We start from the raw sequence: 26,296 nt of genomic DNA on the forward strand, positions 1-26,296 counted from the left end.
GCTTATTTTAGTTTCTCAACCAGCGGAGAAAGAGGGATTCGAACCTATCTTCTAAAATCCCTACTCTATCTATGTTTCTTATTTTTACAAATACTACCTGCCACGATTCTGCCACAGTTTCTTTAATAGTGTAAAAACAAGAATAATTTCATTTAATGACTATAAATAAATTGTTGAGTAATTTAATTCTATGCAAATATATAAATATCTAGCAAATAAATATTTACTTGATAATGTACTCCGAAATATGTATTTCTAAAATAATCTATTATGAAGAGATCTTAGAGCTTCTATCTTATGAGAATTTGGAACGACATTCCTCCTTTTTGTTTCAGAACTATTCTTATCTAGAAGAATTATGAAAGCAATTCGTTCTTTTTCGAGCACAGATTGTTTAAAAGCTTCTGTTTCTCGAGACTTACATGAAATATACATTATCAAAATGAAGGTACTAGCTAGAATATTATATTTCATATATTTTTGGTTTAAACTTTTACCATATTAGATTGCAGAATTTAGATTCAGTTGGGAATATCAGACTGAAACCAAAATAACGGTCTAGCTTACATATTAAAAATTTCTATCTAAGAATAACTATTTGTGAAATAATAGAATATATTTATCTTTCTGAGCAATAGCTTCCATGCATCTATAAAAGCAAACTGTACAATCTCCTTTGCACATTCGTTAGATCCGTTTGCACGTATTAAATAGCTGTATATTTTTTATTCATATATTCAGAGACTGTTTGATCACTCCTTCTCATCATTTCACACAATCTTTGTGATCATAATCTTCATCTATTTTTTGGTAATTAAGAATCTTTCATACATACAAATGATTTAATATTTATCTGTCTAATGAAAATTCCCAAAACAAAATATCTCAAGTATTATAAATTCTAAATTTTCTTTTTTTATACATTAACTAGAAATCAATAAAATTAATCATACAAACTATATGCTAATTTTGAAAATAGAAATCGTAAATTTTTGAAATCTCGTGTTTAATTTACATCTCAAGATGGGATATATAGATTATTAGTTTATTCTGGATAGAGGTTATCGTCTTCGAAGATGTCAAGAAGGAACCATGTCTTATAGCAAATCCAAATGTCATCAGAGATATGGGATTACGCTTCTATGCAAATGTACCAATGATAACTCACGATGAATTTTTGATCGGAACATTGTGTATCATTTATAAAATCAACCGCATAACCGATTCTGACTGGGAAACTCTTGAAGAACTCGCTAAGACGACGATGAATCAGATAGAACTTATGCGATCTTCGCTTGATAAAATCGATAGACTGAGAACAACGAACGACTACCTTGATACTGCAAGTATCGATCTCGCTTGAGCTAATCATGATCTAGCCGAATTTGATACGAAAATGGAAGCGACCATTGAAGAACTTAAGGTAACTATATAGTTGAATGTTCAGAATCGAAAATTTAAAATTGTACGTGTCTAAACTCAATGTAGGCTGCTTATATCTAATATTAAAAGTTATATTTTGTACATTAAAGTAGACTGTCATTATAATGTCAAATATTTAAAATGAATTCATAATATTAAGAAGAAGGAAAAACCTCGAATTTCTTCGGTTATTTTGAAGAATCAGTACAAGAAAAAAAGCCTGACCATTAGGTCAAGCTTTATATAATACAGAGTTTTATCTTAAAAAGTTTCACATATATTTCCACTTAAGGTAGCTCCTGCATTTGCCATCACATCAGACTTTACAGAACCCACTACAAGTTTTCCGATCGTATATGGTGGAGTAAATGCAGTACCATTTCCAACTTTATTTCCGGTGACGTTAGTAAAAGTGCTTCCGGTTTCGGTAACTGCCGTATATCCACTCATTAAATCTATAGGCTGCTTCACATTTTCAAAGACATTTCTTTCCACTAAAATATTAGCCTGAACACCAGCTGCAATACATTTATTACTTACCGTACTGTTGAAATAACTGTTAAGAATATGAATTTTCCCAAAACGAACCCTCGGCATCCGCTCTCTGCAGCCTTGTGCCCACCAGCAACGTACGAATGTTACATTTAATTTGCCTGCATCAGCAGTAGCGCCATCACTTGAACCAATGAGATTAGAGAATCTATGATCATCTGTACCTCCCGAACCTCCTACTTTAGGAGCTTTTAGGTAGTGAAATTTGGTATACGATACCGTAACAAAATCTGATTTATTTTTAATATCAAAATTACCATCAACGCCATCTCTGAATTCACAATGATCGATCCATACATTTCTGCTGTCATCAAGAATTGCATTATCCCAACCATCAGTGTCATAAGCTCCGGGACCTTCAAAAATAAGGTTTCTCACAATGATATTATTACATCTCTTAATATTGATAATCCCTGAACCATCCTTGGTCTGATTGGTGGAAACCAGCTTTGCTCCACTTGCTCCATAAATTGTTTTCCCTGTTTGATCCTGAAGAGATAATCGTGCAGTTACCGTAATGGTTCCAATGACCTTTACTACTTTAACACTTGAATTTTCAACAGCAGATTTAAGCTGAACAAAATCCGTTACCGTTACTTCAGCAGCCGTTCCGCCGCCAGTAGTACCACCATTTTGAGAAGCCCATCCCGGAGTTATACAATTGGCTAAAGGAACGACCGTTTTGGCAAGATGTGAATTTTGAGATGCGCCATCTGGACTTGCGGTCTGAAGCGGTTCAAGCTCTGCATTTGTACATGAAGCGAATGCCAATATAGCACTCATTGCAACCACAGAGAATGTGGTTTTGAATTTGAGTTTCATAGTTAATATTTTTTTGATTCAGTCAAATTTATAAAATTTATATAAATCAGCAATAATTTGATCAATAATTAATCATAAAACAATAATGCGAAACATAATAGCAATGTAAACGATTTCATTTTACGAATTACATATTAATGTAAAATTTAATCAATTGGTTTTATTTTAGTTTACTTTTTTAAAAAGACACCATAATAAAGATTATAATGCTCCTATCATATCTGGTAGGCAGTAAACTTTCAACCAGTTTTCCGAGGCAATATCAAATTGTTTGTCAACAAGATCTGCCAAAGTCTGCTTGTGTAGTATTTCTTTAGCTTTCATAAGTTAACTTAAAACATTTTAACTATTTAATAGCTCAATAATTCGCTTAAGAATTTTTTGTTCGTATTCCTTTTGGGATTTGTTATCTTTCTTTCTGTTGTAAAAATCTTCACTGATCCTGTAGTTTTGATACAGATATTTCTTCTTTGGTCCTATTGCATAATGCCAAGCTCCCATATTCTTCTTGATAAATACAACAGTGCTTTTATTCTGAATAATCTCTGTCTCCTTAAAAAAATTCGACCGATATATTGCCTTTTTTTCTTCATCAACTGTAATTTTTATTTGAGAACGAAAAAATATATCATAAAGACTATGAATAATCACATATCCTACTAAAATAATAAGTGTTACCATAGCACCAAAAGATAGATTTTCCAACAAAAAAAACAATGAAGCCATCATGATTACCGATATCCAAAAAACAATAACCGACAATTTTTTTGACGGAAGATTGGGCATAAAGCTAATGCTGTTTTGAGCGTGAACAATATGATATTTATCTTCGATGTCCACTTGATTCTAAAATTTCTTCAATTTCATTAAGAACAATTTGCATTGATTTGCTGCTAAAACCCTGAGCTACCATTCCAACTTTCTGTTGGCTTCCGTCGAAATATATCATATTGAGTGAAGTATTAACCGGAATGAAAATATAAATCAACCTTGTCAATTCAAAGTTTTGAATATCTTCAATCTTTATATGATCACCAGACTTTATCAAACCTCTTTTAATAATTATCGTTCGATGATCAAGATCAATTTCTAGTTTTTCAGTAAAAACAGAGATTGCGCACAACAATGCCAAAATTCCACAGATGTAAAATAATGTTAAATTATCAGACACAATTCCAGAAAATGCTAACAGCGAAAGCCCAATAACGATTACAGTAGCAAAACCGTATTGCCGTTTCATGATATATATATTCCCTTCTTTCTTAAAATAACGGTATTCCATCATCAGTCTATTTTAATAGAACATTATCAATAGTTAATTCTCTACAGGATATGTAGATGTATGAACTGCTATAATCAGGCGATTGCTGATCACTCAAACTATCTAATGTAGCTCCAACACATGTAACTTTTCGTTGCACTGAATTATTATTAGAATCAGTTATGACAATAATTCCTGTAAATTCTTTGTCGTAATTTGTAATGATTTTCAATAAGGAGCTTGGAATTCTTTCAAAATCTAACGCAATAAGATATCTTCTATGATCATAAATTTTATCCACTTCATTATCCAGTGAAACAGGCTTATTGAAAGACATAGAATAAGACCTTGGCAAAAATGTTTCAGAATTTTTACCATTCACGACAGAAAATTCAATCTTCTTTTGTGAAATAGCTAGACTTTGAGCAAATAATAAATTTGAAATCAGTATAACTAAACTAAAAATAGTTTTACCAATAAAGTTTACGCGCTTCATATAAATTTGACTTTGTAATTTATGAGCAAGATTATAATTTTTTAAGATTTCTGCACTTACTGAATTGGTATTTAGTTAAAAACGATTTTTATTTGGTGCTATTTATTTTAAATTTTAGTTTAAATCGATAAAATTCGAAATGCCAAACTAGAAAATATTTAACTAAATTTGCCGGCATAATTACATTTTAATGCAACATCCTCAGTACTTATTGAAAAAAAATATAATTATAATAATCATAACTAGTATTTTTTTCATCCATCAATTTGAAGCACAGTCTCAAAGAATGGAGCAAATTGCACTAAAAGGATATTCGAAAAGATTCACAGATACAGCTAACGGCAGAAAAATCTTACAGGCAGCACTATTGAAAGCAAATAGTTCCGGTACTATAACAGACCAGACGATATGCTACTCATATCTTGCACTATATAATAAAAGGTTCGGAAATTTATCAAAATTCAATAAGTACAGTCAATTAGCATACGATACATCTAAAAAAACAAATGATGAACTTGCTCGGGCTTATGCTAACTTTACTATGGGTTATTTACATTCTTATGTTGATGACAGTTCAGCTGCAATTATGTTTTTTCTTCAGTCATTAAAAGATTTTGATAAGCTCAAAAAATACTCTCAATGTGCACGAATTTCTTCTGATATATCCTATCTTTTTTCATCAGGATCCATTGCTAAACAGAAAAAATATTCTTATCAAGCATTGTCTTATGCAGAAAAAACTGGAAATGTTGACGATATACTCCACGCTCGGCTAGCTGTTGGAGGTTATCTTATAGATTTGTACACAAAAAATAAAGAAGATACTGCATTACAAACTAAAGTATTGTCTTTTATGAAAACAACATCAGATTTTGCAGATCAAAATAAGGATAAGATTGAAATTAAAAGTAATATTGCTATTTCCCATATCAATCTGGCCTCATTATATATGAAAAGTCCAAAATTCTATAGAGACGATATTTTTTTACAAGAATTGGATAAGGCAAGTTACATTGGTGAAAAATACGGATTAAAAACTGTTTATAGAAGTGTTTTTGGATTAAAAGGTCAATACTATCTAAAAAAGGGGGAACAAGATAAAGCTGAACAGCTCTTTAAAGACGGAATTGCTTATCAAGAATCTATCGCGTTTAAAGATCATTACATTCTTGCAGCTTTTTATGAATCATTGAAAAATCTAGCCGTAAAGAGAAATGACTATAAAGAATACTATCAATATGACATTCAATATGATAAATACAAAGCACTTGAGTTTGATGAAAAATCTCAAAGATTATTACAAAACGCCGATGTTAAATTTGAAACTGAAAAAAAGACACAGAAAATCTTAAGTTTAGAATATGAAAACAGGCTACAGGAGCAAAATAGATATTTAAGCTATGGAGCTTCCTTTGTACTTTTATTATGCTGTATTTCATTATTGTTTATTTATTATTATAGAAATAGATACTTCAAAAAAGAAGCTGATCATTTACGACAGGCACAATCTGTCACAAACCTCCAATTACAACTAAAGGAAAAAGAAACTCTGGAGAATCTTTTGGAAAAAATTTCAATTGAACGCAAACTTTTACAAGCCCAAATGGACCCTCATTTTATTTTTAATATACTAGGAAACATCCAAAGTTTTATATTAAGAGAAGATAGGGAAACGGCCGTTTTTTACCTCAACAAATTTGCTAAACTTACAAGGAAAATATTAGAACAATCGCGAAAGGAATACGTTGAACTTCATGATGAAATTGCTATTCTAAAGAACTATATCGATTTACAGCAGCTAAGACTAAATAAAAGTTTTGATTATGAAATTCTACTTGATAGTGACATACATTCTGATGAGCAAATACCTCCTTTCATGATTCAGCCTTTTGTTGAAAATGCAATTGAGCACGGTCTAAAAGCATTGGATAAAGCCCGTAAAGGAAAACTAACAATCTTTTTTTCAAAAAACAGTAAAGAAGATGTCTTAATCTGTACCATATCAGACAATGGAATTGGTGAAAAAACTGATGGTTTTAATCAAAAAGACCCTCATCATATTTCGCTCGCAACCAAAATAACGGACGAAAGGCTTAAATTACTTTTTGGAGATAATTACAGTAATTCTTTAAGCATAATTTATGGTACAGAAGAAAATCCAAATATTGGCTGCACCGTTATAATCAAAATACCTTTTAACTAAGATGTACAAAGCAGTTATAGTAGAAGATGAATACCATCTGCGTGAAGCGTTACAGATGATGATAAAAATTACTGTCGACGAAAAAATGGAAATTATTGGTTTTGCAGAAGATCTTATGGACGCGATCGAGTTAATAAATCGTTCAAAGCCAAATGTCGTTTTCATGGATGTAATGCTGAAAGATACAACCGGTTTTGAAGTTTTGAGTAAAATCAATCACAAAGATTTTCATTTAATTTTTACCACAGCTTATGAAGAGTTTGCAATTAAAGCAATAAAATTTAGTGCGATCGATTATCTTCTAAAACCTATTGATTATGAAGATCTTAAAACTGCAATTGAGAGAATTGAAGAAATAGATAAAGAAAAAAAAAGGCATCAATGGATACTTAATTCTACAGATGTAAAAAAGCTTCCGGAGCGAATTGTTTTACCCACACAGGAAGCTATGCACGTGGTTAAGTTTGAACAAATAATCCGTTGTGAAACATCAGGATCGTACACCACATTTTTTTTAATTGATGGAAAAAAAATAATTGTATCAAAATCTCTTAAGTACTACGAAGATTTACTAGATCCCAATTTTTTTATTCGCATACATCAATCACATCTTATTAATATCAATTACATCATCAGTTATTCCAAGGAAGGCACTGTATTACTACAAGATAAAAGCAACGTCCCTATATCGAGATCTAACAGGGAATTCTTTTTTAGCCTGATGAAGAATCATTCATAACAGATTAAAAATTAAATTAATACAAATACAAACTGGATTATGCCGAAAAAAAACTGACAGATTCAATCGGGCTATCTTTATAATAGTTTTGCTTACTAATTAAAAATTATAAAATTATGAGTAACAAAACTTTGTCCATTTTATCCTACATTACAATTATAGGATGGATTGTATCTTTCATCAAATCAAAAGACCACCTTCCAAAAAATGACCTGGTAACCTATCATTTAAGGCAAGGGCTGGGTTTTTTCCTTGTATCCTTCATACTCAATATTGCCTTATCAATTATCGTTGCGATGATTCCCTCTCTTTACTTTATTAATCTGGTAGGTATTGTATTGTTTATTATTTGGATAATCGGCATTATCAACGCTGCCAATGAGCAGAAAAAAGCACTACCCATCATAGGAAAAGCATTTGAGAACAAATTCGGTTTCCTAGACCGATAGTTTAACTGGTTTTATATTTATTAACTGAATGATTGAAAAGTTTAATTGCTTTCACAGCAACTATTATGAAAAAACTATATACCATAGCAATAGCAGTATTTCCTGTTATCCTATACTCACAGGTAGGTATCAATACCCAAAATCCACAGGGAATCTTTCACATTGATGGAGCTAAAGATAACGCACTGACGGGCGCTCCAACAACCGCTCAGCAATATGATGATTTTCTTGTCACAAACACAGGTCGCCTAGGACTTGGAACAAATTCGCCAACCGTTAAACTTGAAATTAATTCAAACAATATTAACGGTGCTATAAAAATTCTTGATGGAACTCAGGCATCAGGTAAAGTATTGACTTCAGATGCCAATGGCGTTGGTACATGGCAAAATATATCGGCTTGGTCAACTGTAGGAAATAATAATATTGATGCGACTGCCATCAACTCATTGGGAACAAAATTTATCGGTACTACAGATGCCCACTCTTTTGTTGTAAAAACAAATAATATACTAGCCGCATACATAGGCTCAAGCATTCAGGATAATCTTACCTATGGAATGAATGCCGGGGTGTTTACCTCAACGGGCACCTACAATATTTTTGTTGGAAATAATGCAGGTTCACAAAACTTACAGGGTAGCTCCAATGTTATGGTCGGAGCTTATGCCGGAAATGCAAATACAAGCGGAAATTCAAATACGTTTTTCGGCTACAATGCTGGCAGCAAAAATATTACTGGAGACAGCAATGCTTTCATCGGTACATGGGCAGGAAATAATAATACATCCGGTGGAAACAACTCTTTTTTAGGATATAGTGCAGGAAACAATAATTCTACAGGAAATAATAATATTTTTATTGGAAATGGTTCGGGACAGACCATAACTACAGGTAGTAATAATACATTCATAGGAACACTATCTGATGCAACAGTAAATAATATTACCAATGCTACAGCTATAGGTTACAGTGCTAAAGCAAGTATAAGCAACACCATGATTTTAGGTGGCCAAGGTACACTTGCTGTAAACGTGGGAATAGGAACTTCAACTCCAGCATCAAGGCTGGAAATAGACGGATCTGCAACTAATAAATCAGCCTATAATGCGGGAAACTCTAGTACCATTGATTTTTCAAAAAGTAATTTAGCTTACACAAATGCTAACCCGTCATCGTTTATACTCTCTAATATTAAAGATGGTGGTACATATACACTCAGCGTACGAGGAACTATAAGCGGGACAGCTTCTTTTACAGCTTCAGGTTACACTGTTAAGTACGTACATAATACTTCTACGATTAGTGGAAAGGAAACACTCTACAGCTTTATGGTTATGGGAACTACACTATATGTTCATATGATCTCCGGCTTCTAATTAAATATGCTATGAATAAAATATTAATACACATCGCATTTTTGCTAATTTTCGGTGTAATAAATACAAGTATTAGAGCGCAAATCACAGGTACGCCTCATCTTAATTTTAAGCCTATCACAGCACGTTATGGAGGATCTGACAATGACTACTTATTTTCTTTAGATGCAACTCCAGACGGAGGTTACATATACGGAGGTTATTCTTCATCAGCATCAGCAAATAATGGTGATCAATTAATAAGTAATACGAAAGGGAATATAGATTATTGGCTGGTAAAGACCGACATGATGGGAAATATTCAGTGGCAGAAAAGATTTGGTGGTGCAGGCGATGACTATCTTTACAAAGCTCTCCCAACAAGTGATTCCGGGTATATCCTTATTGGTCGTTCTGCTTCAGAATCTGCTAATACAGGGGATCAAAACAATATTGCCGGCAAAGGAGGTATTGATTATTGGGTGGTAAAAATTGACTCTGCCGGAGTCATTCAGTGGCAAAAAAGATTTGGTGGTTCTGATGATGACCTGATTAATGGTTCTGCAAGCATAATCCAGACAACAGACGGAGGCTATTTTTTAGGAGGTTATTCAGTAGCTGCATCTGCCGCTACCGGAGATCAGTCAGGGAGCGTAGGATATGGAGGTTATGATTATTGGGTGTTGAAAATTAGCTCATCAGGTACCATTCAATGGCAAAAAAGATATGGTGGATCAGGTGATGATTACCTCTACTCTATTAAACAGACTAATGATGGAGGATATATTTTAGGTGGTAACTCATTAGTTGCGTCCAACGGGATTCAGATGGGGTTAGCATCTCATGGAATGATCGATTATTGGATCATTAAGACCGATTCAACAGGAAATATTTCATGGCAAAGAAATTATGGATCAAACGAAGATGATAATATGTATGACATCCAACAAACAAACGACGGTGGGTATATTATTGCAGGACATTCTTCAGCCGGATTAATTTTGACAGGTGATCAACAAAATATAAATCCTACTTCAGGATCGGGAATAGTAGATTTCTGGATTATTAAAATTACAACAACAGGAGCAATACAATGGCAGAAAAGATATGGCGGTTCCGGAATAGACTACTGCTACTCGATAAAACAAACTGCTGACACAGGATTTATAGTTGGAGGATTTTCAGATGACAATTCAGCAAATACCGGTGATCAGAGTGGATCATTTGGTTTTGGAGGTAATGATTTTTGGGTAATCAAAACGGATAACAACGGAATTGTTCAATGGCAGAAAAGATTTGGTGGAGCATCAGATGATTTCCTATACAGCATCACAGAAAATCCTGACAGCTTTATTTTGGGAGGTTTTTCTGCACAAAACTCTTATAATTCCGGAACACAATCTGGAATTAATTCAAAAGGAAATTTTGATTTTTGGGCCATTAAAGTAAATAAAGACGGCCAAGTTGGAATGCTAAGATATTGATCTTTCCTCTTCCTGAGCAGGAAGACAGATTATTGAAATATTGTGAACAGAACCAAATTTTGTTAGAGGAATCTTCAGAAAAGACTTTTCAGCAAAGGACTTTAATCGACCGGAATGGAAAAAACTTATTAAAACATTAAAAAGCAATAGAAAAAGGCCTGTAGAAAATATACTTTTCATAAAATTGTATCGCTTTAGCCGAAATATTATATATGCTTATTAAATGCAGGGAATTCTGAGATGCCTAAATACAAAACCATTTGCCATTGACCAACCAATCGATTTTGATATCCCTAAAAGTATAGTGATGCTTACTGCATATCTTTCAATACCTGAGGCTGAAAACAATAGAAGGGGAAGAAATGCTTCTGATGGAATGCGTAGAGCTAGAAAAATGGGAAGATGGCCTAGAAGAGCTCCAATGGGATACATTAATCTGTCTACGCAAGAAGGCCGGAAAATAATGAAACCGAAACAACCACAGGCAGATTTAATCAAATGGGCTTCAAAACTGCTCTCCAAAAAACGGATTATTCGATGGTATATTTGGAGATAGTGATATTTGTATTGATAAATATGAAAGCAAGTATCGAGTTAAAACAAAAGCATATAATTATAACTACTTTTTAGTTTATAATTTAGGAGTAAAAGTAAAACATCAAAAAAAGGGATTTATTGGGATTTGGAGTAAGGAGAATTGTCAAGAAATAAGATTAGGGGTAATTTCTAGTCAATTCTCGTACGACTATTCAAGTAATTTCCAATATCCTGCTACACAATATGGAATTACAACAATTTACAATAACAATAGTAGATTAATGTTTGATGCAAATGTCAATTGGTCTCAAAACGGATTAAACATAGTTGGATACTCTACGCAAGGCTTTCCAAAGATTCTGCAAGATGATATAGTGATTGAGCAATTTAGTAACAACCAGTATATTAATCAGGCTATACAAGCCGGGAATAAGCTGTTAACAGCAGATAAGTTAAATCAATATTTTTGGAATTATATAGTGGCACAAACAGGTCAATGGTGGCAGAATTTAGGTAAGGGAACACCTGATGCCAACAATATTACTTACACATACAAAGCTCCAACATATGGTAAGATACTTATTCAAAAAACATTGTACCGACATGCCTATAATGATGATAAATTGGAAAAGTCATTTGATTGGGGCTTTCAGATTGGATTCAAAATGGGTGATGATGGAAATATCTCACCTGACACAAGCGGAAGTGCTTTGAAAAAACCTCAAGAATTTAGAGTTTTGATGTACGGAATAGCTAAAAGAAACGGCGCTTGGCACGGTAGTAAAATTAGTACCATTAATAATTATGAAACCATTAAGCTTGTTATACTGAATCGGGTACTCCTTTAATCAGAAATCCAAAATATTGGGGAATTTTACCGACTTCTGAAAATATTCATCTTTGCGAAGTTCCATTGTATCTGCTTTGCTTTATATCAATTCAATCTGTTGGCTGTTTAAGTTGAAGAACTATAGTGTATCTAATTTACAAATTCTTTCATAGTACAATTTCAGGTTAAGCAAATACACCATGTTAGTAAATTTTAAAAATATAAGGAACATGTAAAATTTTTAGAGCATAGTTCGAATAACACTCAGATCACTTTCTATTTATTGAATGTATTATGAATGCTGCTTAAGCTGACAACAAAATTAAGTGTTTTATAACTCTTAAAAAAACCAGTGTATTGACTAAATATTAATAATCTTGATTTATCAGCCTATTATATTTTTTAATCTTATTACATTCAGATGTTTGAAATGTTTAATTCAATTTCAATCTTAATTTAGGCTGTTTATGTAAGTGAATATTGGCTAATTTTATATTATCAGATGACAGTGTAATAAATTTTTCAGCTTCATCACTATATTCTTTTCCAAAATTAGCATTTTCATTTTTGAGATATAGTTTTATACCAGAAAATTTCTGATCGGTTATGTATAAACGAAGTGTATTGCTGATGCTTGTTACATAATGAAAATCTATCCTATTATCTAATTCTACCACAATATGCGGCCAGTTTTTAATGATTTGTGACTGGAGCAAAATTCCGTAAAGAGGTTTAGTATAATCAAATATACCCGAAAGGTCTTTATTATTTAAGATGTATTCTTCAAAATCAATGATACTTAGCTTGGGTCCGGCACTAAAAATCCCATATAAGAAAGCTAACATCCAAGAATTATCAATTCTAAAGTACTTTATACTTTCTTCAGTACTTAAATCTGCATGGGGAAGTAAATAATACAAGGGAAAATTTCGGAACTGAATCAACGCTGTAACAAAGTTTAATAATAAATCTGAAACCTGAGGAGCCTGCGTTTTCAAACTAGGCAGATGGCTATATTGGTTTTGTTCTTGTATCAAGTTATGCAATTGCAAGTCATTCTTCCATTTTTTCAATTCCTGAAGCATTTTATTGTCATTCATGATTATTAATCTGCCTAACTGCCATGCAGCGGCATAGGTCATATCATACATCTTCGTATCATCATTGAAGAGGTTTAAGTAATCCGGATGGTCAGGAATATCTACCCATTCTTTGTCTTTTAAGAAATCTCCCAAGTTAAATGAGTAGTTCCAATTCGTAAAAGGTCCCTGATACCATGAAACTATTTTACCTCCTCCTTTTAATTGATGTTCCAGTGGGACTTTAGCAGCATCAACTAAGTTGATGATCGCTTTATTTTGGATGTTGATTTCCGCCTTAAAAGGCTGAAGTTTTAGCTCACTTAAATAGCCTTTTAGGTTTTTACCATTGTATTTTAAATATTCAAGAATGTAGTTATTTACTTTTTTAAAGCTATTTACTTCTGTACGTTCAAAATCATCAATAGATTTTGGCTCTGGTAATTTGGCCCACCTCAATCTACATTCTTCTAAATAAGTTTCATTGATAGAGATTAAGTTATTGAGTTCAGCATTTGCTTTTCTTTTTAATTCTTCTAAAGTTAAAACTTCAGAGTCAATCAAATCTTTTTGAAAGGTTTGAAACTCCGGATGGTTTTTCAGTTTATTGGTATCAATCTGATACAACTGAGTATTAATACTTTCAAAAGACCATTCCGATAAAATTACACACGAGCTTGTTTTTTGATATTCATTTTTTTTGTTAGAATTATTTAATTGATACTTGTCTTTTTCTTTAGTGATGACCTCAGTAGAATAGTAGCAGACAAAAGCCTTATACTTTGTTGTAGGTTCTACCATACGATGAGCAATTAAAATACTTGTTTCTTTGGGAAGATTCAAATCTTTCAATTCTACATGTTCCTGAACTCTAACATGGGCCAATTGAGATACAAAATCTATAGAAGGAAAAAGCTCTTCATTACCTTTTAATGCCTTAAGAATTTTTAATGGTTTTGGCTCTTCAGGATCTTCTAATGAGTCCATTAAGTCATTTGTACTGGTTTCCATTATTTCAAAATCTCCTGAAGCCAACTCATCTTCTTTGAGTATAACTAAGAAAATATAGGGTATTTTTTTTCCATTTGATTCACAGTTAAATTCCCAAGGCAAAGTACTTCTTCTAAATTGTATATGAGGAAAAGTCCCGGCAAAATCACCTGTATGCTCAGTGGGAGGATACATTGCCAATACTTCATTTTGAGGAATGGTGTACTGGTATCCGGCAACATAAAAGACAATCTCCTGCTCCTGAATATTACTGAGATTGTTTTGCAGATTGGCCTTAATTTCATATTTTCCTGACGCAACTGTGGGTATATGTGACGCAGCGATTCCTATTTCTTCATTTACCATTTTAAACTATTTGATATTTTCCTAAAGATTTTTTTTTGTATTTGTAAACATCAACTGAGTTTTCTAAATCGTGATAGTCTATTTCATCTTCATCTAGAATTTCGAATATCTTCATGATGCTATTATTCAGTTTAACCTGACCTTCTTTGTGTGCTATTTTGTTACACATAAAGCTATCCTGATAGTTTTTAAGACAAATGTCATATAAGGACACTGCTGTCGAATTAATCTCAGATTCTATTTTAGAAAACTCTAGACGAAGTCCTTTACTTACATCTTTTAATAATTTGGAGTTCGATAATGTCTCATCATTGTCCGAAATTGCATTGGTGTTATTCCATATCGATGTAGGAACAGATTTTAGAATGGGAGAAGCTTTAAAACAGGAAAAATGATTTCCGTTACCTTTCACTGATAAAATAAGTTTACTATTTAATTGGATGGATTCAGTATATACAGGATAAATATTTTGAGTATTTTTATTTTCCGTAATTAACTGTTCTCCATTTATCTCAGTTATTGGGATTTCTGAATATATTTCTAAAGCAAACGTTTTTGGATTAACCACTACACATTCAACTCCATGTGTGTCTTTTACTTTTTTTATTATTCCTGATGAAATATTATAGGTAAGTATTTTCGCTGGATCCGGTAAAAAAGCAGATACGAATTCTTCTTTACTTAACGATTTATTGATATGTTTATCATGATCACCAAATTTTACTTCTAATTCGTAACCAACCACCTTAAAAGTTGCTATCCCCCTAAAATTGGGTCCTTCCAATTGTAATTTAGCCGTTAAGTTAAAAGATTGATTGATGCTAAATAGCCATACATCTAATATAACTTTTGCATAAATTTGCACATAAACCTCCGCCTGGTAATAAAATGGCTTCCATGAAATAATGAAATCTGCACTGAAGAGAACTCCAATTTCAGCGTGCAATACCCTTCCATCCAGCACAAGTTTTAATCCACCCGCCATACCTGCCATTATACAGCTCGGCGTTAAAGCAAAATAAGCTTTACCATAAAACTGGACTGAACCTAAATTAAAACTATACCCTAAACGGGGTATATTATTCGGATAATAGACAGGAGCTTTAAAATTAGGATGATAACCGCCCAAAGTAAATACAAAATCACCCGCCATCTCTCCTTTCAACCACATTCCCAATGCAAAACCGCCTGTTAATTTTAACTGAGGCAGCAATACATAGGAATTATTCGTCAATTGTCCATGAGCCAAAAAAGTTCCTTCCTCCAAATCTGCACGCATGGAAAATGCAAATTCAAAATTATAAACCCCTTCCAGCTTCATCTTTGATAAGCCTAAAAGATTTAAAGATGTTTTATTTCCAAAAGCAAGAGCTAATATCCCTGTAGTAAAAATCATCTTATAGGAATCAAACTTTATTCCTGCTATCATCACATAGCTATTTTCACTGGTAGGTAGATAACGATTTAAATCATGGAAGATTTTCTGAATGTTATCTTCTGGTTTTAATCCTCCCTGATCAACAATTTTGATGAGAGGGAAATCCGGAATTTCGGTGATATTCGGCATCACAAAATCTCTGTTTAACCCAAATCCTAAAGCAAATCCATGGATATAAAAAGAAGGATCTATGGGTAATGGAATACCTAAATAGCCGAATGCGAATAGTGAAGAATAGCTTGGTGTTTTAATGTAAGATCCAATGGCTATGACCTCAATTTTAGCAAACCTGAACGTTAATAAACCGTTGTATTCATCTGTGCCGTTATTTCTTTCTCTCAAAAATGCACCTGCAATTGAAAGCGTTGGAGTATCATAAATAATTGCTAAGCCATTTAAGTGAAACTGAACTTCTTTCCATAATTTTTCAATACTGAAGTTTTGGAAAACACTAAAAGGTACCTGAATTCCAAGACCAACAAGCTGTAATCCGAAAGGTCCAACATTAAAATCTGCTGATATCGCAATATTTATATGATGGTTTTCAATGGATGGCTTTACCTCGTTAATTTTTACTAAAGATTGTTGTTTGGCTTCTTCTTTTTGAATTATATCTGAAGTACTTTTATTATTTTTTTTGGTTGAATCCGAATAAACAGGCAATCCCGGAACTTTTATCCCATTTAAATCAAAGCCGGGAAAGGTAATCTTTTGCTGGTCATTTCCATTTTTCAAAATCATACCTGCGTTGAAGCCTTTTGAAAGAGAAAGCTTTTCTTTGTTTAACCAGATTGTACTGTCGACAAAATTTTTCTTAGCGCCATCAATTAATTTCAGCCGTTCATTAGTGAATATTTTTTCTTTTTGAGAAACATATACCAATTCTATTGTAGAAATAGAATAATCTTTGAGATACTCTCCTACCAAAGGCATTTTTGACAAACTAATTCCTTCGGCAATTGCCACCGAAAACAGTTTGAATTCATTAGAAAAAAAACCTTTTAGCTTTAGTTTTGAATATTTGGCTTGAAGCTGTAATGCTGACAGGTTATCTTTCTCATTTGAGATTTTATAGATGCCAAAGCCTACTTCACTAGGTATAAACGGAGTAATAGTTTCTTGTATATGATCTTCATCTTCCAGAAGTTTAGAGATATTCTTTGAAACATCAGGCAGATTACCAATAAGCGATGTTACAGAAATATCATCATCTAATGTGATCATAGTACCTATAATTTTGAGGTCAATTTTTTTTATAGTGACGTCGAGCTCGATCTGTATCTGGGTATTTTGCATTAGTTGATGTATTAATACTCATTAAAATTTTAAGGAGATAAAAAAAACTTCAGATAAGTTATTGAAAATGACAATCAATCAATTGCTTAACCAAGGATAAAAATTGAAGATGTCCTTTATCATTATGGAAGTATCTGAATCCTTATTTAACTTTGATTATATAAACCATTTTTATACTTGGAGGCAGAATGTCAATCGGGGTCGGTTTAGCATGCCCTATTCTTGTATATGAATCGCGTATCATCCCTTTAAAATCCTCATAATAAGAAGAGCCTGTATTTCCCGAAACTGATGAAGTTAAATAAGTAATACTTTCATCAGAACCTCCCCTGCCTGCTTTCCACTTATATAAGTTATAATAGACTTGTAATTGATCTTCATGAATATTTACATTTTTAATTGTAATAGTATCTGTACCAAATTCGGTAAAGTCATTTTTTTCGCTACCCATTACATACTTCTTAATTAAATTAGGTGTACTAGTCCCAATAATAGTATGCGCTTGGGTATATTTTTCTGGAATAGCCTGCCCGTTGCATAACAACCATCCATCCGGAATTTTTTTTCCGGCAAAGCTTATAACAGCGCCAATGGGTAAAGAAACCAATTCATTATTAGTATATAAACTGTTATTAATATCTGTTCTATCAGCATTAATCTTCAGTAATTCTTTAGAGCCTTTCAAAATTCTAAATTCTTCATTCAATAACTCTATTTGATTTCTAAGTTTTATAATATCTGATGTTAATGTACCGATTGCAGCACTCTCTGAAGTTAGCTTATCAATTTTCACCTGATTAGCTTCAAATTCATTTACGTTTAGGATTTCTGACATAATTTTAAAACTTATAGTGAATAAAAAATCTTACCTGTTTTTATGTAGAATTTGGCTTTTCCATTTCTATACCCTGAAATATTCTTGTACTCCAGATAAAAAGGATAAGATCCTGATGGATTTACAGAGGTTGGTTGCTTCGCTTTTAATCCTGATATTTCTAAAAAAACAGATTCGCCTTTTTTTAATACATATTCTTTCTGAAAATACAAAAAATCATTTTCTGATGATTTTGTTTTGGTTGGAATATCTGTAGAGGAAATATATTGCTTCAGTTGGAGATTATTGGTTTGCTGTATATCACTTTGGAGAATCGTAAGAAAATTACCTGTTATTCTGAAACCACTCTTATCTGATAATTTCAAATCTTCATCAGATGTATTATTTATTAATAGAGTTACGGTTTGGGTACTGTTTCCGGCTCCGTTATACAGGGTATCATTTCCCCAAATAAATACCTCAAACGGACACACATTACCGCCTCTTAAATCAATTACTTCAAATACTTTATCAATGATAAGGGGCTGAGATTTGGTAAACGTTGTAGAAAATTCATCTTTAGTGAGTGAAATATTGTAAATTTCCAGCTGAACTAAAATCCTTTCCTGTTCTAAGCGGTTAACGATAGATACCCCTTCTACTATTCCCTTTAAATTTGAATTATTATTTTGTTGATTAATAAGATTAAGCGGAATCAATAGATCATCGGACTCTTCTATGTTTTTATAATATTCGAAAAAACCTTTTTTTACCTTAAGCTTTGCCACACAATTCTCATATTTATCAAGCGTCATATCTTTATGAAAAAACTCGAAAAATAAAGGCTGTTGTTCATTTTCGATCACTATTTTTTCATATTCAGTACTGTTGTTAAGGTTAAAGTTTACTGTATCAATCAGCGTAGATTTTGATAAAAGCGTCAGATGTTTTTCAATCGATTTATTGATTATATTTTCTGCTTCATCTTTAGTCACATCACTATAAATAGATAGATCTGCAATTCTGAGTTTATCACCTTCATTATTATTCCCGATCATGATATTTTGATGATCTACAGAATTATTGACCGATATAAGAACTTTATTGTTTAATAAAAAATTTTTATCCGTCATAAAAATATCCAGATTGTCAAACTCATCAAAATAGACAGAACAATTAAACCATGTATTTTCCTTGATTTTAAAATCTGCATCATTTACTTTAAAACTATTTTTAAAAGCAATAGCATTTCTGTTGTTCGATTTTATGACACTTAGTATTTCATTCCCAATCGCAATAAGACTGATGCTGTCATTATTATTTTTTTTATCGTAATTAAAAAAGAAATTAATTAAAGTTCCCGCTCTACTTATCGTTTTCTTAAATGTTAATTCTAAAGTACTTTTATCTCTGAAATTTAGAAAAGATCCTTTATGCTGATCAAAATCAACTTCTATAGTATTATTTTCTACACTCGTTTGAACCTGAGTTTTATAGTTGTTAGTGATCTCTTTATTTACTAAATTATCTAAAGGAAAGTAATATAATAGTTTTGCCATAATGTTTTAAAATTTGGTAGATTTTATAGATAGCCAACCTTCTTTTAAGACCAGATTAGGAATAGTGCCGGAATTGATATTAAAATCATTGATCTTAAGAATTGCTTTGGATTTATTGTCAACCATCTTTAATAAAAGCTTCTCATCTTCATCTAAATAATCTTTTATTTTAAGCTTTTCTAATTCGCCAATATCCACAAAATAAATTTGCTCATCCGGATAAAAAGGATCCTTATTTATTATTTTTCTGCCTAGAAGGTTTTGCTTAAAATTATTTTTGATTATTTCAGAAGAATTTTCTGAATTGAAAACATATATTTTTTTAACTATCGCTTTAAGATAGATAATCTTATTCGAGCTTTTCAATGACAGTAAATAAATTAACTCTCTCTCGAAGTCATTTATATCAGATTCGTTTTTTGATTGTAGTCCTGCTATTTTGTTAAAATTAATAAAATAAGCGTTGTCGATTAGAATATTTGTTTCAGGTATAATAGCATAATTATTTCTGATAAGAAATTCTTTAAGCTCTAAATATTTTTTTGTTTTAAACTGATTAAAATCAAATGCGACTTTTTTAAATCTAATATCTTCGTTTTTAAATATAAGATGGGTAACCGGATCGTTAATAAATACAAGCTGTGATTGGTATCTGTAATTTTTTTTATCAAATTCTTCCTTGTTGATAAAATAAATCTTTTGATCAGGAAAAAATGCATTCAGCTCGTTCACCAAAAGACCATCATTTTTTAGACCAGACAGTAAAAACTGCAGATCGCTTTCCGTCTCAAAATTTTGATCAAAATCTAACGCTAAATTTTGAGTCAGCCGTTTTTTGACGGGCAGGTTTGTAGGAGATAAAGGTTGTTTTTTATTTTTCTTTTCTAACTCAACCCATGACCATTCATAACGGTTGTCTTTAGCTAACGACAGTTGAAGGTTTTCTTTAGGGGTTAAAACAGGAGTCGTTAATAAGGTAAGTTCAATTCTTTTTAAAGAGTTTTTGATTTTATTATAAACTAATTTTATAGATTTTTCAGGTAAAATTCCTGTTTTAATATGCAGATTACCTTTAGGGTGCATTAAAACATATCTCTGAGATGAATTTAAAGTATCATTCAGCGCCAAAAAATTTTCTTTATCCTGAACTTTGTAGTTTATAGCAGCGCTTATCATAGTCCTGCTTTCAATATCGTTCCATTTTTCTTTCCCATCAATGGGGTTTTCTTTCAGAAAGTCTTTCAGGGAATAAGACTGGTTGTTTATTTTCTTAATGACATCATTATTGAAATAAATTTTACTTTCTAAAGATTTTACACCTAATTTTTCGTCATCCTTCAGATTGTAATGCCAATATCCCAATACCCCATCATTGTATTGATTGAGATCGCCAATAGACATCGGGATCTTAACCTTGTCGTATTTTCTTTGATTATCGTAAGTATTGATACTAATATTCTCAGAATAATTGATATCGTAGAGCGACTCACCTTTAGTAAATAAATTGATATTTACCAAAGTAATGGCTATTGGTACAGAAGATATTGTTTCCAGTAAAGAGGGATTGTCATAATCTTCTGGTGATGTATGCTCCATCGCTTTTTGTAATTCCTTTATAAACTGGTCTTTTTTATTTGTTTTACAAATCTTTTCAATAATCCAATGGATAATCCTCTTAAAATGAGGATTTTTTACAACAGACTTATACTCTGTATTCTCTTGCGCAATATGTAAATCAAAAGGCGAAGGCTCCCACTGACCTTCTGTATCTACCGCTCCTAGATGTTTTCCAAACGCATCAAAAAACTCTATCCGTTGATTAAGATAAACAGGAACCATCCACCCAAGAACAGGTGATTTTTTTTTATCAGTTATTGTGCTGATAAATCGTGTACTTATAGCAGCAGCCTGCAGATATCGTGGTGGTAATGTTACCCAGTTATCTTTATTGTCAATCTTTTGTACATGAGTTGTGATAATTTTTTGGGGTTCTATTATTTTGTTTCTTCCAAAAGAATCAACAATTCTAAGTCTGTTAATTTTAAAAGCTCCGTTTCTGAACGGATTAAAAATAGATAATCTGTTAGGCGTTAAAAGATTTAGGTCGCTGAAATATTCTTTACATAAAGCCTCTATACTTTTTGCCAATTCTTTATGATCTTCAAAACCATTAGGAATTAATGGTAAAACAGACAAACCATTACTTCTTTGCAGCATAAGATTATTGAAATCTGAAAGTGTTAATTCAAACAATGTTGTACCATCAAGTGTTTCCAAAAAACCTTGTATTTGCTCTACTAATTGAGGATTTTCTGCTTTGTCGATATGATTGAGAGTTTTTTCTACCTTTTCTTTTACATATTCCTGTATTGTATTGCTTACAAAAGAATTCCCGTAATAGGTATTTGGATTTGGCATATAGGCGATATCATTTAATGCATATTGTTTGATTAAATCTGCATTAAGCTCATCCAAAGTATAAGAATCTTTTAAGAAACTGTCATTAAAAATGTTGTCTTCAGATAAATAATGCCCCTCTTTTTTAGGTAAGAATAAACTTTCCCATTCTACTTTATACGTATGCCAACAATTAACATTAATATCATTAAAACCGGAGATTTTATCTGACACTTTTTTATAGCTATCTCTTTGCTTACAATCAAATAGATCAATAAGATTTACTTCTTCTGGCGTTGCTGGATTGGTAAACAGATTAAATATGTTATTATTTTTTGGGGATGAAATAATGACAGTGGGAGGTAGTGCATTATAATAATCTGTCCGGCTTTTTTTAGATAAGACTATCTTCGTTTTGTATCTTAGATTTAGCAGAATATTAAGATCATTCCGAGAAATATCATCTCCCGAATGCTGTGCTTTGAACAAAAATTTAATAATTGCATAGTCACGATATTGACTATAATAATTAGATATTTTTTCGGAAAACAATCGTTGTAGATTAGCGACATTAGCCTCTGCATTCTTAAGTTTGGTTTTTACTATATTAATCTGAGAAATCAATAGTGCTAAATCATTCTTAAATTTGTTGATGTTCTTATTCTTGTTTATGAATAACGCATTTAAATAAGTAGACCAATGCAGATATAGGCTTTCAATTTTGGTATGTAATCGGAAAGTATCCAATTCAGAATTGTTCAGTACCTTATTTAAAGATTCCAGTTCATCGTCCAAAGAATTATTAAAGGAAATATTGTTGAGCTCTGTTAAATTTATTTCTTCCCAAACAGGAATAACGATCTCATCTGATGAAGCAGACTCGTTAAGAACGGTTAATTTTTTCCGTATGTTTTCGTATTGACCTGAAATACTTTTGCTAAACTCAAAATCTAGTAGATTAATATCAAAGTCATATTCCTGAATTGCATCATCATTGTCAATGCTAACAATATTCAGTAAAAATTTCGTCGTACCGGATGTTTTATTAAACTGTTGCTCGTGCTGTTTACTCCTTAATCTGGAAATCCAGTCTAAATTTAAACCTTTCAATTCATCAAAATTGATCATTGATGCAATTTGCTCTTCCTGCTTTTGTAATTCCTGTTTAGATATGGAAGGATTGTTCGTGTTAATAATCAATGCAGAGAGTGTCTCCGGTAAAGTATTGGCAATCGTTATATCAAACGAATTATGATTTTCATTTTTTATATTTGGTTTTAGCTGAAATTTACCCGCTACGATATATTCATTAGCAGAGGCTTCTACCCAGGCTATGATCGTATAAGCATCGTTTTTAGTTCCTTCTTCATCATAAAAGCCAAATACACTTCTACAGTTAGGATAATGTATATCAAATGAAAAGCTCCCCCATCCGAAAGCACTGAGATCCTTTAAATAATTCTCTTTGGAATGATCTTTATTAATCCATTCTTGCAGCTTATATTTTCTCCCTATATATTTAAAGTGAAAATTACCTCCCATTTCTTCTACATAAGTACAAGTACCGGACTTATTTAAAATGGGATCATTAATATCCCATATATAATCACTTTCAACAATCCATTCCTTACCATCTTTTTCTCTTTTTATATACCAACGATTAGGAGCTTTGGGCAGTGTACCACTATTATCAAATTTTTTGAAGTAGGATGGCAAAACAAAGTGAATATGTACTCCCTTATCCAAATAAATGGCATTATCATAAGAAAAAGGTCTTGGGATAATAGAATTAGTTTCTAAAGGTACATTAGGATTTTCGAATACATCTGTTTGTGTATTCATCCAAGGAACATTTTCAAAACGAATATCCTGACCAATTACCTGTTCAGGCGACTCAAGATACAAAGCATTTATTTGGAGAGGAAGTATACTTGGCATATTTTATTTGCTGGGTTCTTCTAACTGCTTAAATATATCTTCGGTTGATCCCAAAGTCATCATTTTCTTGACTTCCTTACGGTTTGTATTCCAAATAGAGAAGCTTATCGAGTTAATAGACATTGTATTAAATTCTGAGAAAAATTCCGTGCTATCAATTGTAATTGAGAATGCATATTCCCATTTTGCATAATTGTCAGTATCTGCGATTACTTCGCCTGCACTATTACATTCTTTGTCTTTCCCCTCTACTTTCACGCTGAAATTTTTTTTATACAAAAAAGCAGTGTTTAAGCGAAATTTGATATTATCAATATCAAAATTATCACCGCTAGCATTTTCCTTCAACTGCTCATCTATTTTAGCTGTAGCTTCCTTAGAATCCTTAGAACCTACACCAAATATTTTATCAAAATCTTTTTTTAGTTCAGAGAATGTCATATAATCATCTGATGATGGAAGCTTAGTCGGAATAAGCAGATATTCTTTAACAGTAATATCTTTGCTGTTTACATTCAGCTTATTGCTTTGAATAACCAAAGCAAGATCTCTATTTAAAAATTTTAGAGACACTCCTAATTGAAATTCGGCCATATATATTTTTTTAAAAAATTTCCTACTCATATGGCTTTTCGGTAAACGCCCCGTTTGAGATGGTTTCTGGTCTCCATAATAACTTTTTTTTACAGTTTTAAACAGTGGTATAAAACTATATTATACAGAATTACTTGTTTATCGTTACAATTCATTTACTCTCCGTATTCAAATTTATAAGAAGAAAATATTATTTTTCTCAGTATAAATACTTGTTTTTTCCTGAACCTTAGTAATTAACCAGCAGCAATAATTGCTGCTGGTTAATAAGTTAATTATAAAATTGATTTTGACTTAAATATTATTTTTTTATAAACTTAAATGTTTTAACATCATCTTTAGTGAATACCTGAATCAAGTAAACCCCTTGAACTAATGAATGAACATTAATGCTTCTTTCATTTTTAGATAATGTTTTCTCGGTAACTTTTCTACCGTCAGCTGCATAAATCGCTAATTTTATAATTTTCTCCTCTCCACTTATGTTAAGGATATCTATTACCGGATTAGGATAAATTTGCATATCTGAGTTTGGTTTTATAGCGTTACCTACACTTAAACTCGCATTGTAAGCAAGTACCGCCAATGAAGCTGTAGACTCACAAACTCCCACTGTTTGGGTTGCATAATACGTTGTGTTATTTACAATCACTGTGGTGATTGGTAAGCTTCCCGTGTGGTTTGCCGCATCCGTAGCAGAAGCATACCATTTGATATTCTGCCCGGTAACTACTAAAGCGCTTAAAGTATTTCCTAAATTAAAGCTTTGTACTGCTGCTCCAGTAGGAGCCGCTATTGCACTTGATTGAGTTACAGTAGCACTAACTGTTCCCGTACATCCGTTGGCATCAGTAATCGTTACCGTGTAAGTTCCTATTGCTAAACCTGTACGGTCTTCTGTAGTGATTCCTCCTCCCCAGTTGAAAGTATAAGGAGCTGTTCCTCCCGTTGGAGTTAAGTTAATGGCTCCTGTAGAACCTCCGTTACATGCAATGTTTGTAACCACCGTTGTTCCCGAAACTGCTGTTGCAGGTTGAGTTACTGTCGCACTTACTGTTCCTGTACATCCGTTGGCATCAGTAATGGTTACCGTGTAAGTTCCTGCTGATAATCCTGTACGGTCTTCTGTAGTGATTCCTCCTCCCCAGTTGAAAGTATAAGGTGCTGCTCCACCTGTTGGTGTTAAATTAATAGCTCCGGTTGAACCTCCGTTACATGCAATATTAGTAACTACTGTTGTTCCTGAAATTGCTGTAGGTTGAGTGATTGTTACTGTTCTTGTGATGATACAAGCATTGGCATCTGTTACCGTAACCGTGTAAGTTCCCGCTGCTAAACCTGAAGCTGTTGCTGCAGTTCCTCCGCTCGGAGACCATGAGTATGTATAAGGAGCAGTTCCTCCTGTCACAACAATACTTGCTGTCCCATTTGTTCCTCCGTTACATGAAATATTCGTTTGAGAAGTCGTTGCACTCATTGCTGTTGGCTGAGTTACTGTCGCACTTACTGTTCCTGTACATCCGTTGGCATCAGTAATGGTTACCGTGTAAGTTCCTGCAGATAATCCTGTGCGGTCTTCTGTAGTGATTCCGCCTCCCCAGTTGAAAGTATAAGGCGCTGTTCCGCCTGTTGGAGTTAAGTTAATGGCTCCTGTAGAACCTCCGTTACATGCA

Annotated in this window: 19 protein-coding genes; 8 read left to right on the forward strand and 11 right to left on the reverse strand. The window is 32.5% G+C overall.

Annotated features, from left to right (window positions below; all coding sequences use genetic code 11):
• Positions 1–1,063 precede the first annotated feature (1,063 nt).
• Positions 1,064–1,363: a GAF domain-containing protein gene (locus tag OF897_RS21235; protein WP_267267689.1), complete on the forward strand. Its 300-nt coding sequence runs from the start codon at positions 1,064–1,066 to the stop codon at positions 1,361–1,363.
• Positions 1,364–1,683: 320 nt separating this feature from the next.
• Here the strand turns inward: OF897_RS21235 and OF897_RS21240 are convergent, their stop codons facing one another.
• The 4 genes from OF897_RS21240 to OF897_RS21255 form a co-directional block, all read right to left on the reverse strand.
• The gene (locus tag OF897_RS21240; protein WP_267267671.1) at positions 1,684–2,796 is read right to left on the reverse strand and encodes a pectate lyase family protein; all 1,113 of its coding nucleotides are present in this window, start codon (positions 2,794–2,796) and stop codon (positions 1,684–1,686) included.
• A 342-nt stretch (positions 2,797–3,138) separates the two neighbouring features.
• Entirely contained in the window at positions 3,139–3,636 is a 498-nt protein-coding gene (locus tag OF897_RS21245) for a hypothetical protein (protein WP_267267672.1), read from the reverse strand.
• Positions 3,620–4,081, reverse strand: coding sequence for a hypothetical protein (locus tag OF897_RS21250; RefSeq protein ID WP_267267673.1), 462 nt, complete (start codon positions 4,079–4,081; stop codon positions 3,620–3,622). The genes OF897_RS21245 and OF897_RS21250 overlap by 17 nt, the downstream gene beginning before the upstream one ends.
• 4 nt (positions 4,082–4,085) lie before the next feature.
• Entirely contained in the window at positions 4,086–4,553 is a 468-nt protein-coding gene (locus OF897_RS21255) for a hypothetical protein (RefSeq protein ID WP_267267674.1), read from the reverse strand.
• Between the two features lie 286 nt (positions 4,554–4,839).
• On the opposite strand from OF897_RS21255, the gene OF897_RS21260 reads away from it, so the two are divergent.
• From OF897_RS21260 to OF897_RS21290, 7 genes are all read left to right on the forward strand, one after another.
• A complete protein-coding gene (locus OF897_RS21260; protein ID WP_267267675.1) occupies positions 4,840–6,756 on the forward strand; it encodes a sensor histidine kinase in 1,917 nt (638 codons plus the stop codon).
• 1 nt (position 6,757) lies between these two features.
• Positions 6,758–7,495, forward strand: coding sequence for a LytR/AlgR family response regulator transcription factor (locus tag OF897_RS21265; protein WP_267267676.1), 738 nt, complete (start codon positions 6,758–6,760; stop codon positions 7,493–7,495).
• Positions 7,496–7,611: 116 nt separating this feature from the next.
• Positions 7,612–7,944, forward strand: a complete 333-nt coding sequence (locus tag OF897_RS21270) for a DUF4870 domain-containing protein (protein WP_267267677.1) — start codon at positions 7,612–7,614, stop codon at positions 7,942–7,944.
• 65 nt (positions 7,945–8,009) lie between these two features.
• Entirely contained in the window at positions 8,010–9,323 is a 1,314-nt protein-coding gene (locus tag OF897_RS21275; protein ID WP_267267678.1) for a hypothetical protein, read from the forward strand.
• A gap of 11 nt (positions 9,324–9,334) precedes the next feature.
• A complete protein-coding gene (locus OF897_RS21280; RefSeq protein ID WP_267267679.1) occupies positions 9,335–10,786 on the forward strand; it encodes a T9SS C-terminal target domain-containing protein in 1,452 nt (483 codons plus the stop codon).
• A 223-nt stretch (positions 10,787–11,009) separates the two neighbouring features.
• Positions 11,010–11,342 (forward strand): serine integrase family protein, encoded by a 333-nt coding sequence (locus OF897_RS21285; protein ID WP_267267680.1) that lies wholly within the window; start codon positions 11,010–11,012, stop codon positions 11,340–11,342.
• A gap of 262 nt (positions 11,343–11,604) precedes the next feature.
• On the forward strand, positions 11,605–12,171 hold the full coding sequence (locus OF897_RS21290; RefSeq protein WP_267267681.1) for a hypothetical protein: 567 nt from the start codon (positions 11,605–11,607) through the stop codon (positions 12,169–12,171).
• A 415-nt stretch (positions 12,172–12,586) separates the two neighbouring features.
• Here the strand turns inward: OF897_RS21290 and OF897_RS21295 are convergent, their stop codons facing one another.
• The 7 genes from OF897_RS21295 to OF897_RS21325 form a co-directional block, all read right to left on the reverse strand.
• Positions 12,587–14,587, reverse strand: coding sequence for a hypothetical protein (locus OF897_RS21295; RefSeq protein WP_267267682.1), 2,001 nt, complete (start codon positions 14,585–14,587; stop codon positions 12,587–12,589).
• A gap of 1 nt (position 14,588) precedes the next feature.
• Positions 14,589–17,249 (reverse strand): DUF6603 domain-containing protein, encoded by a 2,661-nt coding sequence (locus OF897_RS21300; RefSeq protein ID WP_267267683.1) that lies wholly within the window; start codon positions 17,247–17,249, stop codon positions 14,589–14,591.
• Positions 17,250–17,463: 214 nt separating this feature from the next.
• Positions 17,464–18,156, reverse strand: a complete 693-nt coding sequence (locus OF897_RS21305) for a tail fiber protein (RefSeq protein ID WP_267267684.1) — start codon at positions 18,154–18,156, stop codon at positions 17,464–17,466.
• Between the two features lie 11 nt (positions 18,157–18,167).
• Positions 18,168–19,694, reverse strand: coding sequence for a hypothetical protein (locus OF897_RS21310; protein WP_267267685.1), 1,527 nt, complete (start codon positions 19,692–19,694; stop codon positions 18,168–18,170).
• A gap of 6 nt (positions 19,695–19,700) precedes the next feature.
• Positions 19,701–24,029 carry a hypothetical protein gene (locus tag OF897_RS21315; RefSeq protein WP_267267686.1) on the reverse strand — a complete coding sequence of 1,443 codons (4,329 nt, stop codon included), beginning with the start codon at positions 24,027–24,029 and terminating at the stop codon, positions 19,701–19,703.
• Positions 24,030–24,032: 3 nt separating this feature from the next.
• Positions 24,033–24,623 (reverse strand): hypothetical protein, encoded by a 591-nt coding sequence (locus OF897_RS21320; RefSeq protein ID WP_267267687.1) that lies wholly within the window; start codon positions 24,621–24,623, stop codon positions 24,033–24,035.
• A gap of 301 nt (positions 24,624–24,924) precedes the next feature.
• A partial coding sequence (locus tag OF897_RS21325) for a T9SS type A sorting domain-containing protein (RefSeq protein WP_267267688.1) occupies positions 24,925–26,296 on the reverse strand: 1,372 nt, incomplete at its 5' end.

It is taken from the genome of Chryseobacterium formosum (genome assembly GCF_026460885.1).
Taxonomy (GTDB): domain Bacteria; phylum Bacteroidota; class Bacteroidia; order Flavobacteriales; family Weeksellaceae; genus Chryseobacterium; species Chryseobacterium formosus.